The sequence below is a fragment of the Pseudomonas sp. MWU12-3103b genome (assembly GCF_023100615.1).
Taxonomy (GTDB): Bacteria; Pseudomonadota; Gammaproteobacteria; order Pseudomonadales; family Pseudomonadaceae; genus Aquipseudomonas; species Aquipseudomonas putida_A.
On sequence record NZ_JALMEY010000016.1, the window covers coordinates 84177 to 98340 of the forward strand.

At 61.7% G+C, this 14164-nt stretch carries 9 protein-coding genes; 7 read left to right on the plus strand and 2 right to left on the minus strand.

From position 1 onward, the window contains the following. Nucleotides 1–6: 6 nt before the first annotated feature. Nucleotides 7–1980, minus strand: coding sequence for a MacB family efflux pump subunit (locus tag M0808_RS22660; RefSeq protein ID WP_247842484.1), 1974 nt, complete (start codon nt 1978–1980; stop codon nt 7–9). Further along, complete coding sequence (locus M0808_RS22665; RefSeq protein WP_247842485.1) at nt 1981–3150, minus strand: efflux RND transporter periplasmic adaptor subunit; 1170 nt, start codon at nt 3148–3150, stop codon at nt 1981–1983. It lies immediately after the preceding gene. Between the two features lie 320 nt (nt 3151–3470). On the opposite strand from M0808_RS22665, the gene M0808_RS22670 reads away from it, so the two are divergent. The 7 genes from M0808_RS22670 (at nt 3471) to M0808_RS22700 (ending at nt 14161) form a co-directional block, all read left to right on the plus strand. Continuing rightward, on the plus strand, nt 3471–3953 hold the full coding sequence (locus M0808_RS22670; RefSeq protein WP_027614027.1) for a sigma-70 family RNA polymerase sigma factor: 483 nt from the start codon (nt 3471–3473) through the stop codon (nt 3951–3953). A gap of 134 nt (nt 3954–4087) precedes the next feature. After that, nucleotides 4088–5422 carry a SidA/IucD/PvdA family monooxygenase gene (locus M0808_RS22675; protein WP_103369050.1) on the plus strand — a complete coding sequence of 445 codons (1335 nt, stop codon included), beginning with the start codon at nt 4088–4090 and terminating at the stop codon, nt 5420–5422. Nucleotides 5423–6012: 590 nt separating this feature from the next. Continuing rightward, nucleotides 6013–8712 (plus strand): magnesium-translocating P-type ATPase, encoded by a 2700-nt coding sequence (mgtA, locus tag M0808_RS22680; RefSeq protein WP_247842486.1) that lies wholly within the window; start codon nt 6013–6015, stop codon nt 8710–8712. A gap of 161 nt (nt 8713–8873) precedes the next feature. Further along, nucleotides 8874–9590, plus strand: a complete 717-nt coding sequence (locus M0808_RS22685) for an MgtC/SapB family protein (RefSeq protein WP_007968289.1) — start codon at nt 8874–8876, stop codon at nt 9588–9590. 136 nt (nt 9591–9726) lie between these two features. Beyond that, nucleotides 9727–10161: a chemotaxis protein CheY gene (locus M0808_RS22690; RefSeq protein WP_247842487.1), complete on the plus strand. Its 435-nt coding sequence runs from the start codon at nt 9727–9729 to the stop codon at nt 10159–10161. A gap of 140 nt (nt 10162–10301) precedes the next feature. Next, complete coding sequence (locus M0808_RS22695) at nt 10302–10934, plus strand: response regulator transcription factor (protein ID WP_098968015.1); 633 nt, start codon at nt 10302–10304, stop codon at nt 10932–10934. An 8-nt stretch (nt 10935–10942) separates the two neighbouring features. Beyond that, complete coding sequence (locus M0808_RS22700) at nt 10943–14161, plus strand: transporter substrate-binding domain-containing protein (RefSeq protein ID WP_247842488.1); 3219 nt, start codon at nt 10943–10945, stop codon at nt 14159–14161. Nucleotides 14162–14164 lie beyond the last annotated feature (3 nt).

Below are 14164 nucleotides of genomic sequence, written 5' to 3' on the forward strand. Positions count from 1 at the left end.
GATCGATCATTCACTGGTAAGGGCCGTGACCGGGTCGAGCCGGGCAGCTTTGCGGGCAGGCATGAAGCCGAAGACAACACCGGTGACCAAGGCGCAGCCGAAGGCGCCGAGTACCGCCATCAAGGAAAAGGCCACGGCCACTTCGCTGAGAATCAGCACGCCGCCGACAATCAAGGCCAGGGCGATCCCGGCAATGCCGCCGACCACCGAGAGCATCACCGCTTCGGTGAGGAACTGTCGGAGGATGTCGCGCTGACGTGCGCCGGTGGCCATGCGAATGCCGATCTCGCGAGTCCGCTCGCGCACGGTCATGAGCATGATGTTCATCACGCCGATGCCGCCGACCAGCAGCGAAATCGCCGCAATCGAACCGAGCATCAGCGACAGGGTGTTCTGGGTGCGGGCCTCGGCCTGGATCATCGCGGCGTTGTTGGTCAGTTCGAAATCCTTCTTGCCGTTGTGCAGGCGCAGCATCAGTTGCTCGATGGCCTGCTCGGTGTCCTTGACCTTGCGCGCGTCGGCGGCGGCAATGGCCACGTATTCCGGATTGCGCGTGCCGAACAGCCGGACGCTGGCCGCCGAATAGGGGATTGCGATGCGGTTATCACTGTCGGAGTCGCCGGAGCTGGCGCCTTTTTCCGCAAGCACGCCGACCACCTGGAACGGCACATTCTCGATCAGGATGAATTGGCCGATCGGGTTCGGCACATCCTTGAGCAGTTTGCTGCGGACTTTGTGGCCGATCACCGCGACGGCTGCAGCATTCTGCTCATCGGCCTCGGTGAAGTAACTGCCTTGCACCACCGGCCAGTTGAAGATCGCCGGGAAGTTGGTGTCGTTGCCGCCGACGTAACTCAGGTGGTCGGCATTACCGTAACGTACGCCGGCCTCGGCGCCGTTGACCGGCATGATCCGCTGCACTTGCGGCAGGCTGGCCAGCGCGTGCACATCGTCGAGGGTGATGATCCCCGGCGGCGTGCGCGGGTTGGGCGCCGAGCCGCTCAGATAAATAATGTTTGAACCGAAGGCGCCCATCTGCGCCATCACCTGGCGTTTGCTGCCTTCACCGACCGCCAGCATCACCACCACCGATGCCACGCCGATGATGATCCCGAGCAGGGTCAGCGCGGTGCGAAAACGGTTGATCCACATCACCCGCCACGCTGCGTGCAGGGCATCGACCAGTTCGCCTTTCCAGGCGCCGGTGGCTTCGGCGCCGTCGACCAGACGCTGGCGCAGATCCACCGCTTGCAGGGCGCCGGGATTGGCGCTGGTCTGGGCGTGGGGATCATCGCGGGCGCTGTCGCTGATGATCAGGCCGTCGCGTATTTCGATGATGCGTTTGGCCCGGGCCGCGACTTCGCGGTCGTGGGTGATGAGGATCACTACGTGGCCCTGGCTCGCCAGCTCATCGAGCAGCGTCATCACTTCTTTGCCGCTGTGGCTGTCGAGGGCGCCGGTGGGTTCGTCGGCGAGGATGATATGGCCGCCGTTCATCAACGCCCGGGCAATCGACACCCGTTGCTGTTGGCCACCGGACAACTGATGCGGGCGGTTGCCGGTGCGCGAGGCCAGGCCGAGTCGGTCGAGCAGGGCGGCGGCGCGGGCGTGACGCTCGGCGGCCGGGGTGCCGGCATAGATCGCCGGCATCTCGACGTTTTCCTGGGCCGAGCCGGACGGAATCAGGTGATAGCCCTGGAACACAAATCCAAAGGCTTCGCGGCGCAGCCAGGCCAGCTCGTCGCTGTCGAGGCCGGCGACGTTTTCCCCGGCAAAGCGGTACTCGCCGGAGGTCGGGTGGTCGAGGCAGCCGAGGATATTCATCAGGGTCGATTTGCCGGAGCCGGATGCGCCGACAATCGCCACGAATTCACCAGCGTGAATCGACAGGTCGATGCCGCGCAACACGTGAACTTGCGGAGCGTCACCGCCGCCGTAGGATTTACGAATGTCCTGCAGGTCGATCAGAGGCGTTTGCATTCAGCCTCCGCTGCCGTCGACCGGGCCGATCAGCAGATGATCGCCTTCGTTGAGGCCGTCGACGATCTGCACCTTGAGCCGGTCGCTGATGCCGGTGCGTACCTCGCGCTGCTGAATCTCGCCGTTGGCCGCGACCACCTGAGCGGTTTGCAGGTTGGCCGTGGTGCTGCCCTGCAACGCGGCGACCGGCGCGGTGAGCACGCCTCTGGCCTGATTGGCGACGAAAAACACCTGGGTGGTCATCTCGGCCATCAAGGCGTTGTCGGCGTTATCGACGTCGAGCAAAACCGTGTACAGCACAACGCGGGCGCTGCCGCTTTTGCTGCTGGCCGGGCTGCCGCCGCCCTGGCTGGTCTGATCCAGCGGCTTGGGCGGCACCGGCAGGATCTGCCGCACGGTGCTGCTCCAGCGCCGCTGACCGCCGCTGAGGGTGGTGAAGTAGGCGGTCATGCCCGGTTTGACGTGACCGATGTCAGCCTCGGAAACCTCGGCCCACACGGTCATCGGTGACAGCTTGGCGATGCGCAGGATCAGCGGCGTCTGCTGTTGCGCGTTGAGGGTCTGGCCTTCGCGGGCGTCGAGGGCAACCACGGTGCCGGCCATCGGCGCGTAGATCCGCGTGTAGCCGAGTTCGGCCTGATCGCTGCGCAGGCTCGCTTCAGCCTGGCGGATCTGCGCCTGGAACATGTCGACGCGCGCCTGAGTGGCTTTCAGTTCTGCACGGGCGGTTTGCACGTCTTCTTCACGGGTGGCGCCGCCGGCGGCGAGATTCTGCTGACGCTGATACTTCTGCCGCGCCAGTTCATGCTGGGCGCGCTGCTCCTGCAATTGCGCCTTGAGGTTTTCGATGGAGAAGCGCCCGGCGTCGAGTTTGGCCTTCTGCGTGGACGGATCGATTTCCACCAACAGTTGACCTTCCTTGACTACGTCACCGACTTCGACGTGGATCTTCTGGATCTGCCCGGAGGCCTGCGCGCCGACATCGACATAACGGCGCGGTTGCAGGGTGCCCAGCGCGGTGACGCTGCTCTCGATGTCGCCACGGCTGACTTGCACGGTGGCGAAGCGCTCGCGGCCCGGCGGCATGATTTGCCACGCGGCGTAGGCAACAACAGGAATCAGACAAAGGACTGCGAGCAGGGCGCGTCGAGCGGGGCGGGGACGTTTCATGCAGGGTTCCGGCCAGTGGAATTCGGCCCGTCGTCCGACTGCACGCCACAGCGCGCAGCCGCAGAACGCTGTCGCAGGGCGCGACAGACACGGGGAGCTGTCCTGTAAACGATGAATGCGCAGGGGAATTTAAGCGAAGACACAGGATGTTACAGGTATAGAACGGCACTATTTAGCGGGCAACGACAAACGCCACTTTAAATCTATATGAGAATTACTATAAATTACGCACCTCAGTTGCCACTATCTTGCTACCCGTGTTCGCGGGCCGTCGATCAGTGTGCTCAAGGATCGAATCCGCATCGATGCGGCCGGGAGTCATGTTGGAAAACTACTATCGCGAGCTGGTGTGTTTCCTGAACGCCAAGCTCGGCAACCGTCAGGTCGCCGAAGATGTGGTGCATGACGCTTATGTGCGGGTTCTGGAACGCTCCAGCGACACGCCCATCGAGCAGCCCCGGGCCTTTCTTTATCGCACGGCGCTGAATCTGGTGATCGACGATCATCGGCGCAACGCCTTGCGCCAGGTCGAGCCACTGGAAGTGCTCGACAGCGAAGAGCGCTATTTCACCCCGTCGCCCCATGGCACTCTCGATCACGGCCAGCGTCTGGAGATGCTCCAGCGCGCCCTGGCGGAATTGTCGCCGCTGTGCCGCGACAGTTTTCTGCTGCGCAAGATCGAAGGCCTGTCGCACCCGCAGATTGCCGAACAGCTGGGAATTTCCAAGGCACTGGTGGAAAAACACATCGTCAATGCGATGAAGCATTGCCGCCTGCGCATCAAGCAATGGGATGCCCATTGAGCCGCCATCGCTAAATTTTATTTCACTGTCCTCGTTCCTACTCAACAGACGACCTGCTGTCCTGCTCAAGGCCAGTCGGGTCACTTAGGCTCTCCTTTCCCCTTGTTGAGGGGTTCATCCAGAGGACACTGGAAATGACTCAGGCAATTGCATCGCCCATCGTTCACGACCTGATCGGCGTCGGTTTCGGCCCTTCGAACCTGGCGCTGGCCATCGCTCTGCAAGAGCGCGGCCCGACCCACGGCGAGCTGGATGTGCTGTTCCTCGACAAGCAGGCCAACTACAGCTGGCACGGCAACACCCTGTCGACCCAAAGCGAATTGCAGATTTCCTTCCTCAAGGATCTGGTGACCCTGCGCAACCCGACCAGCCCGTACTCGTTCGTCAATTACCTGAAGGCCCACGGCCGTCTGGTCGACTTCATCAACCTCGGCACCTTCTACCCGTGCCGCATGGAGTACAACGACTACCTGCGCTGGGTCGCCGGGCAGTTCACCGAACAGAGCCGCTATGGCGAAGAAGTGCTGACCATCGAACCGGTGCTGCACAACCATCAGGTTGAAGCGCTGCGCGTGATCTCCCGCGACAGCGAAGGCCAGCAGTTGGTGCGCACTGCGCGTTCGGTGGTGGTCAGTGCCGGTGGCACGCCGCGGATTCCCGAAGCGTTCAAGGCGCTGAAGGGTGACAGCCGCGTGTTCCACCACTCGCAGTATCTGTCGCAGATGGCCAGACAGCCGTGTGTGAACAACCAGCCGATGAGCATCGCGATCATCGGCGGCGGGCAGAGCGCGGCGGAAGCCTTCATCGATCTGAACGATTCGTTCCCGTCGGTGCAGGTCGACATGATCCTGCGCGGCTCGGCGCTCAAGCCTGCGGACGACAGCCCGTTCGTCAACGAAGTGTTCTCGCCGGAGTTCACCGATCTGGTGTTCCAGCAAAACAGCGCCGAGCGTGAGCGTCTGGTCAACGAGTACCACAACACCAACTACTCGGTGGTGGACATCGACCTGATCGAGCGCATCTACGGCATCTTCTATCGGCAGAAAGTCTCAGGCATCGCCCGTCATGCGTTCCGTACCCTGACCACCGTCGAGAGCGCCACCGCCACCGAACGCGGCATCGAACTGGCGGTGCGCAACAACGCCACCGGCGAAGTCACCGTGCGCCTCTATGACGCCGTGGTCCTGGCCACCGGTTACGAGCGGCAGATGCACCGCAAACTGTTGGCACCGCTGGAAGAATACCTCGGTGATTTCGAGGTCGATCGCAACTACAAACTGATCACCGACGAACGCTGCAAGGCCGGTCTGTACATGCAGGGCTTCTGCCAGGCCAGCCATGGCCTGAGTGATACGTTGCTGTCGGTGTTGCCGGTGCGTGCTGACGAGATTGCCGGCTCGCTGTATGAGCATGGCAAGAACCGTGGGCATCGTTCGGTGGCGGATCTGTTGTTGGCGACGGCCAGCTGATTTTGTAGCGCCTCACATACCGCTTTCGCGAGCAAGCTCGCTCCCACATTGGATCTCTGTCGACCACAAAACCTGTGTTCAATGAAGATCCTCTGTGGGAGCGAGCTTGCTCGCGAAGGGGCCTCAAGGACCACCGCAAAAAACCATTCCTGAACCCTTCCTGAACATCCCCGATATTCCCCGACACACCTCCTTCCACGGGTTTACTCTCAAATCATCGAGGCGTAAGCTTCGCGCGTTTTCATCAATAGCGGAGACCCACAGTGGGTACTTGTTCGAGTGACAGTTGTCGGCCGGTCTCGGTAACCGGCAGATTCTCGGCAAGATAACGCGCAGCCTTTCTCTGCCGTTGTCTCGCCGTAAAGCGAGCAGCGGCATCCCGATCATGGTCAGTTGAGACCATGTCCCGACGTCCTTCTCATCGACACTGAAAGTGTGTGGTTTCGACCGTGTGGTCGCGATCGCAAACCTATCGACACGCCTGTCCTTTGTGATCGGCGCGCCAAGCCTTGCCGTGCCGGATTTTCCGGCGTACGAGGCGCGGTCGTACCTGCTCGACGGTTTCCCGGCTGACCATAGGGGCAACAGCCATGAAACTTACGCTCAAGGAATTTTTCGCAGGCTTTCTGCGCACACGCCACATCGCCCGGCACTTCCGCCGTCTGGCACTGCTGGAATCGATCACCGACACCACGGTCAGCCGTGAAGTGCCGCCCACCCTGGCCAACACCCTGGTCGATGCGGCCCATCGCGACAGCGGTGAACTGCTGTCGTCGCTGGGCACTCACACCGACGGTTTGACCGATTTTGAAGTCGACGCCCTGCGTGCGCAGTACGGCCTCAACGAAGTCGAACACGAGCAGCCGCTGCCATGGTGGACCCATCTGTGGCACTGCTACAAAAACCCGTTCAACCTGCTGCTGACCCTGTTGGCGGTGATCTCGTGGCTGACCGAAGACCTGAAAGCCGCCACGGTGATTTTCTCCATGGTGGTGCTGTCGACGCTGCTGCGCTTCTGGCAGGAAAGCAAATCCAACCAGGCCGCCGATGCGCTCAAGGCGATGGTCAGCAACACCGCCACGGTGATGCGCCGCGACGAGCCGCGGATCGAACTGCCGATCAAGCAACTGGTGCCGGGCGACCTGATCGTGCTGTCCGCCGGCGACATGATTCCTGCCGACTGCCGGGTGCTCAGCGCCAAGGACTTGTTCGTCAGCCAGGCGGCGATGACCGGTGAATCGATGCCGGTGGAAAAATTCGCCCGTCAGGCCGACCGCGACACGCGTAATCCGCTGGAGCTGGAGAACATCCTGTTCATGGGCACCAACGTGGTGTCCGGTACGGCGGTGGCGGTGATTCTCACCACCGGCAACAGCACCTATTTCGGCGCGCTGGCGCAGCGGGTCGGCGCGACTGACCGCGCGGTGACCTCGTTCCAGCTGGGCGTGAACAAAGTCAGCTGGCTGCTGATCCGCTTCATGTTCGTCATGGCGCCGCTGGTGCTGTTCATCAACGGTTTCACCAAGGGCGACTGGACCGAAGCGCTGCTGTTCGCGCTGTCGATTGCCGTGGGCCTGACCCCGGAAATGCTGCCGATGATCGTCACCTCGACCCTGGCCAAAGGTGCGGTGTTCCTGTCGCGCAAAAAGGTCATCGTCAAGCGTCTGGACGCGATCCAGAACTTCGGCGCCATGGACGTGCTGTGCACCGACAAGACCGGCACTCTGACTCAGGACAAGATCTTCCTCGCGCGCAATGTCGACGTCTGGGGTGAAGACTCCGATGACGTGCTGGAAATGGCCTACCTCAACAGCTACTACCAGACCGGGCTGAAAAACCTGCTCGACGTGGCGGTGCTGGAACATGTGGAAATTCACCGTGAACTGAAAGTCGGCACGGCATTTCGCAAGGTCGATGAGATTCCGTTCGACTTCAATCGCCGGCGCATGTCGGTGGTGGTCGAAGGGCGTGGCCAGCCACATCAACTGATCTGCAAAGGTGCGGTGGAAGAAGTGTTGGCGGTGTGCACCCGCGTGCAGCACGGCGAAGTCGAAGAAGCCTTGAGCGATGAATTGCTGACCCGGATTCGTCAGGTCACCGCAGCATTCAACGCTGAAGGCTTGCGCGTGGTGGCAGTGGCTGCCCGCTCGATGCCGGAAGGTCGCGACACTTACAGCCTGGCCGATGAGCAGGAACTGACGCTGATCGGTTATGTGGCCTTCCTCGATCCACCGAAGGAAAGCACCGCACCGGCGCTCAAGGCGCTGGCCGAGCACGGCGTCGCGGTCAAAGTGCTGACTGGTGACAACGAACTGGTGACCGCGAAGATTTGCCGCGAAGTCGGTCTGGCCCAACAGGGCTTGCTGCTGGGCAACGATGTCGAGCGCATGAGCGACGCCGAGCTGGCCGTGGCGGTAGAAAAAACCAACGTGTTCGCCAAGCTGACGCCGTCGCACAAGGAGCGCATCGTGCGCATCCTCAAGGGCAACGGGCATGTGGTCGGCTTCATGGGCGACGGCATCAACGACGCCCCGGCGCTGCGCACCGCCGACATCGGAATCTCGGTGGACAGCGCGGTAGACATCGCCAAGGAAGCCGCTGACATCATCCTCCTGGAAAAGAGCCTGATGGTGCTGGAGGAGGGCGTACTCGAGGGGCGGCGGACCTTCGCCAACATGCTCAAGTACATCAAGATGACCGCCAGCTCGAACTTCGGCAACGTGTTCTCGGTGCTGGTCGCCAGTGCGTTCATTCCGTTCCTGCCGATGCTGCCGATGCACCTGCTGGTACAGAACCTGCTCTACGACATTTCGCAGATCGCCATTCCGTTCGACAACGTCGACAAGGAGATGCTGAAGAAGCCGCAGCGCTGGCAGCCGGCGGATGTCGGGCGCTTCATGCTGTTCTTCGGCCCGATCAGTTCGATCTTTGACATCCTGACGTTCGCCTTGATGTGGTATGTGTTCGATGCCAACACCCCGGATCACCAGACCCTGTTCCAGTCCGGCTGGTTCGTGGTGGGGCTGCTGACCCAGACGCTGATCGTGCACATGATCCGCACGCCGAAGATTCCGTTCCTGCAAAGCCGTGCAGCCATGCCGCTGCTGGTGATGACCGGGATCATCATGGCGGTCGGAATCTTCCTGCCGATGGGACCGCTGGCCAACTACTTCAAATTGCAGGCACTGCCGTCGATGTACTTCGTGTTCCTGCCGATGATCCTGCTGGCGTACATGGCGCTGACCCAGGCGGTGAAAGGCTTCTACATCCGCCGATTTGGCTGGCAATAAAGATTCAAACAACACTGTCCCCCCCTGTGGGAGCGGGCTTGCTCGCGAATGCGGTGTGTCAGCCACTACAAATGTGACTGAACAATCGCCTTCGTCGGATCGCCGCCCGGAGCAAGCCCGCTCCCACAGGGGGAAGTGTGGATTTTCCCAAGGATTCCATCATGCAAGCCATCAACAACCTCAACCTGACTTCTTTGCTCGACACGCTGGTCAGCCTCAGCGCAGCGTTCATCCTCGGTGGCCTGATCGGTTTCGAGCGTCAGTACCGGCAACGCACCGCCGGTCTGCGCACCAACGTGCTGGTGGCGGTCGGTGCGGCGATTTTCGTCGACATGGCCAACCGTCTCGGCGGTGCTGAAGGCGCGGTGCGGGTGGTCGCCTACGTGGTTTCCGGCATCGGCTTTCTCGGCGCCGGGGTGATCATGCGCGAAGAAGGCAACGTGCGCGGCCTCAACACCGCCGCGACCTTGTGGACGTCAGCCGCCGTTGGCGCCTGCGCCGGTGCCGACCTGCTGGCCGAAGCGGTGCTCGGCACGCTGTTCATTCTGGCCGCCAACACCTTGCTGCGGCCGATCGTCAACAACATCAACCGCCAGCCACTGGACGTGGTCTCGGCCGAAGTCACCAACATTGTCTATGTCATCGCCCGGCGCTCACAGCAGAAAGCCGTGTTCGCCCTGCTCGAAGCCGAGTTGGAACGCAGCAACTACCCGGCCAGCGACGTCGATGTACACGCCTTCGGTGCCGACGAAATCGAGATCGAAGCCACGCTGGCGACGACTTCGGTCGACGGCGATGAACTCGATGCGCTGGTGGCGCGGATTTCGACTTCAGCGCTGGTGGTGCAGGCGTTCTGGAGTCCGAGTACCACTGAATAAGGCAACAACGTCGGGCAGCCATTCGGCATGGCTCATGAGTGCGGATGAATGACCGGTTTTTTAGGAAAAGTCCTACAGAACTGCTCCTGAGGCTTGCGTAGTCTTGGGGCACCCGTCCACCTCCACGAGATCGAGCATGATCAATAAAGCCCTGCGTATCCTGATTGCCGATTCGCAGCATTTTCACCGGATGAAAATCGAGCGCCTGTTCAATGGTCTCGAATACTTCCGGGTTGCTCCGGTACAGAGTCTGCTTGAGCTGCTGACCTTGGTGGACTATGGCTGCGAGCCGTTCGACGTCGTGGTCATCAACGCCGAGCTGGCGGCCGGATCGCTGGACCTGCCGGGGTTTTTCCTCAACAACCCGCAGGTGCGCCACGCGCTGATCTATAACGAGCCCTCGGCGCCTGCGCTGACACCCGCCGGCTTCGCTCAGGAAAACCTGCAGATCAGCCCCGTCGCCTTGCCCAACGCGGCTGCGATCAAGCACCTGATGGCGCGGGTCGACGTTGCCCCGGTGTGTGCAGCTAATGCCTGGAACCCGGCGCCAGCCTTGCAATGCCGGGCTTGAGCACGAATTACGTTTTTGCGCAACTGTCAGATCTGACAGGTAGATACGACTGGCTTCCCGTGTAACAGTTCTTGCGCAGCCACCCCGGCGGAACACCGCTACCGGTGGCGCCATCGTTTGTTTTTGCCCTGGGAGCGGTCATGAAGTCAGCGCTGATCGTCGACGATCATCCGGTGGTGCGGGCTGCCGTGAAACTTGTGCTCGAAGCCGAAAGGTTCAGGGTGATTCATGAAGCGTCGAGCGCCAGCGAAGCCCTGGAGCTTAGCCGTGAGCACAAACCGGAACTGGTGATACTCGATCTCAAGTTGCCGGGGGTGGGTGGACTGGAAGCGCTGGAGCGGCTCAAGGCCAACGACCCCGAATGCAGGGTGCTGATTTTTACTTCTCAGGATCCGCTGCACTATCAGGATCGCTGTCTGCGTAGTGGCGCCATGGGTTACGTGGCTAAAACCAACCAGTTGCTGCAATTGCACAAGGCTGTCCAGGCGCTGATGTCGGGCTACTCCTATTTTGCTGCACTGCCTGATAGCGGCTCTGTGTCGACCCCGTCGCACCGCAGCGAAAAACAGCTGATCGACGAGCTCTCCAACCGAGAACTGAACATTCTCGTGCAGTTGGCCCTGGGCAAGCCCAACAAGAAAATCGCCGCTGAAATGTTCCTCAGCCACAAGACCGTCAGCACTTACAAAACCCGCTTGATAAAAAAGCTGGGTCTGCACTCAAAGTCAGCGGTGTACTTGCGCGAATTCGCCAAGCGCAACGATTTGATCTGAGTAGCACAGTGAATCTGCGACGCTGGTGGTGCGTGCTCTGGTTGAGCATCACGGCCACCTGCTGGGCCAGTGAGTCGCCGCAGCCTCTGGAGTTGTTGAGCCAGGCAGCACTGGAGAACATTCAAGTCCCGCTCGACCCCCAGGATCAACAGTGGCTACGCCGCCATCCGACGTTGCGCATGGGGATTTCCGGGCCCGATTATCCACCGTTCGAGATCACGCGGAATCGGCAGGAGCTGGAAGGTCTCACCGCCGACTATGCCGAGTTGCTGGCGCAACTGCTCGGGGTTCGGATCGAGGTGCAACGCTACGCAAACCGCGACGCGGTGATGAGCGCACTCAAGCGCGGCGAACTCGATCTGCTGGGCACCTCGAACAATTTCGAGCTGGCCGATCCAGATTTCATCTTGTCGCGCCCCTACGCCGAAGACCAACCGATGCTGGTGACCCGGCTCGACGAAACGTTACCGGCCGACCTGGCAGGCAAACGCATCGCCATGGTCGAGGACTACCTGCCGCTGACCAGCGTGCAGGCGTTCTACCCCGACGCGAAGGTGCAGCGTTACTCCTCGGCAATGGATGCGCTGGGTGCGGTGGCGTTCGGTGTCAATGACGGCTATCTCGGCGATCTGATCAGTGCCAATTACCTGATCAACACCAATTACCGCAATGACCTGCAACTGGCCGGGCCCTCGGGCCTGGATGCCAATCCCTTCGGTTTCGCCCTGCTGCGCAGTGAGGTGCGCCTCAAACGCATCATCGACAGGGCGCTGGCGGCGATTCCCATGGAGCGTCGTCAACTGATCGAGCAGCGCTGGAGCGCAGGGCGCGCGCAAATGGCCGCGCAGTCGCAGGTGCGCCTCAGTGCCAGCGAGCAGCAGTGGCTGGAGCAACATCCGCGGGTGCGGGTCGGCGTGATCGAAGACTTCGCACCGCTGACGTTTTTTGATGCCGACGGACGATTCAACGGGCTGTCGGCGCAGTTGCTCAACCTGATCAGTCAGCGTACCGGGCTGCAATTCGAGGTGGTTAGGGGGCGTTCGCTGGACCGTCAGATCGAACAGCTCAAGGCCGGTGAGCTCGACGTGCTGCCGGTGGTGACCCCGAGCAGCGAACGGGAAACCGAGCTGCAATTTACCCGTGCCTACCTGAACAATCCGTTTGTGCTGGTCAGCGCGACGACGGCCGGCAGCCCGCGCAGCCTCGCCGATCTGCCGGGCAAGCGGCTGGCGATTTATCGCGGTCATCCATTGCACGACTTTATTCTGCAGCAGGTGCCCGGGATTCGCCTGGTGGAGGTGCGCAGCCCGGCCGAGGGCATGGAGCAGATCGCCAAAGGCCAGGCCGACGTGACCGTCAGCTCGCTGCTGGTGGCGCGTTTTCTGATCGCCCGCCATTACCGCGAGCGCCTGCGCATCACCAACACGATCGGTGATCAGCCGGCACGCATTGCCCTGGCGACCGCAGCGCAGGATACGGCGCTGCACACGATTCTGAACAAGGCGTTGCTGAGCATCGCGCCGCAGCAGATGGACGAACTGGTCGAGCGCTGGAGCCATGACGTGGTCGTGGAAGAGAGCTACTGGCAGCGTCATCGCCGCGAAATCCTGCTGGCGTTTGCCGGTGCGGCAGGGATGCTGTTGCTGGCCTTGGCCTGGATCGGTTTTCAGCGCTCGCAACTGCGTCAGCGTCAGCAGTGGCTGCAACAGTTGCAGCAGGCCAAGGATGCCGCCGACGACGCCAATCGGGCCAAGACTACGTTTCTGGCGACCATGAGCCATGAAATCCGCACCCCCATGAATGCCCTGATCGGCATGCTCGAAATGGCCCTCAAGCGTGCCGAGGAGGGCGTCACCGACAAGCTGGCAATCGAGGTCGCGTCCGCTGCCGGCCAGCAATTACTGGCGTTGATCGGTGATATTCTCGATATCGCACGCATCGAGTCCGGGCATTTGTCCCTCGCGCCGCAGCGGGCCAATCTGCGCGAACAAGTGATCGCGGTGTGCCGCGTATTCGAAGGGCTGGCGCGGGAGAAGCGCCTGCTGTGGCAGGTCGAACTGGATGCGCACAGTGACGTCGACGTCATGCTCGACCCGACACGCTTCAAGCAAGTGCTGTCAAACCTGTTGAGCAACGCGATCAAGTTCACCGAGCATGGGCAGGTCAGTCTGCAACTGTCGGTAACCAGGACAGCGCTTGGCCAGTTGGCCGTGAAACTAGCGATTGCAGACAGCGGAATCGGCATCAGTGCCGATGACCGCAAACGCCTGTTCAGTCCGTTTGTCCAGGCCGCTAACCAGGGCCAGTCAGCGCGTAGCGGCTCGGGACTGGGCCTGGTGATCAGCCGTAACCTCTGCGAAATGATGGGCGGCACACTGCGCCTGGACAGCGAGCCGGGGCATGGAACGCGGGTTGAGGTAAACCTGCAGTTGCCGCTGTTGACCGCGCTCGAACCCGAGACGGCAGGCCCGCAAGTGGCGGACACGCCAGCGCGTTCGCTGAGCGTGCTGGTGGTGGACGATCATCCGGTCAACCGCTTGCTCCTGTGCCGGCAACTGAGTGAACTGGGCCACGCTACGGTCGATGTCGAGGATGGTGAGCTGGGCTTGCAGCGCTGGCGAACACAGGCTTTCGATGTGCTGATCACCGATTGCAACATGCCCCGGCGCAACGGTTACGAACTCGCTCGGACACTTCGTGAAGAAGAGGCGGCGAGCGGTCGGGCACGCTGCCTGATCCTCGGCTTCACTGCCAACGCGCAGGTCGAGGAGAAAGTCCGTTGTCTTGAGGCCGGCATGGACGATTGTCTGTTCAAGCCGATTCGCTTGCACGATCTGCAACAGGCATTGAAGGCGGCCAGTCGCGGCGACGGGGACCAACTGTCGGACCCGGCACCGCCGTTGCCCGAGATCGACCTGAGCGCGCTTGAGCAGATGGCCGGGGACAATCCTGCAGTGATGCAGCGCCTGCGCGAACAAGTGTTGCGCAGTCTGCACGACGATCTGCAACGGCTGGACGCTGCGCGCCAGCCACAGGATCTGAGCGAATTACGCACCCTGGCGCATCACATCAAGGGCGGTGCGCAAATGGTCGGTGCGGCGCGAGTGGCGGCGGCGTGCAGCGATCTCGAACAGGCGTGCCGCGACGCCGAAACCCTGGCTGTCCACCGCTCGGCGGATGCGCTGCGCACGGCCATGCTCGACCTCGCTCAGCGGCTTCAGGACTGAGCG

Excerpts from the sequence above, each read along its gene's own strand:
- M0808_RS22660 (WP_247842484.1), bottom strand. The coding sequence starts at position 1,980 with ATGCAAACGCCTCTGATCGACCTGCAGGACATTCGTAAATCCTACGGC.
- M0808_RS22665 (WP_247842485.1), bottom strand. The coding sequence starts at position 3,150 with ATGAAACGTCCCCGCCCCGCTCGACGCGCCCTGCTCGCAGTCCTTTGT.
- M0808_RS22670 (WP_027614027.1), top strand. The coding sequence starts at position 3,471 with ATGTTGGAAAACTACTATCGCGAGCTGGTGTGTTTCCTGAACGCCAAG.
- M0808_RS22675 (WP_103369050.1), top strand. The coding sequence starts at position 4,088 with ATGACTCAGGCAATTGCATCGCCCATCGTTCACGACCTGATCGGCGTC.
- mgtA (WP_247842486.1), top strand. The coding sequence starts at position 6,013 with ATGAAACTTACGCTCAAGGAATTTTTCGCAGGCTTTCTGCGCACACGC.
- M0808_RS22685 (WP_007968289.1), top strand. The coding sequence starts at position 8,874 with ATGCAAGCCATCAACAACCTCAACCTGACTTCTTTGCTCGACACGCTG.
- M0808_RS22690 (WP_247842487.1), top strand. The coding sequence starts at position 9,727 with ATGATCAATAAAGCCCTGCGTATCCTGATTGCCGATTCGCAGCATTTT.
- M0808_RS22695 (WP_098968015.1), top strand. The coding sequence starts at position 10,302 with ATGAAGTCAGCGCTGATCGTCGACGATCATCCGGTGGTGCGGGCTGCC.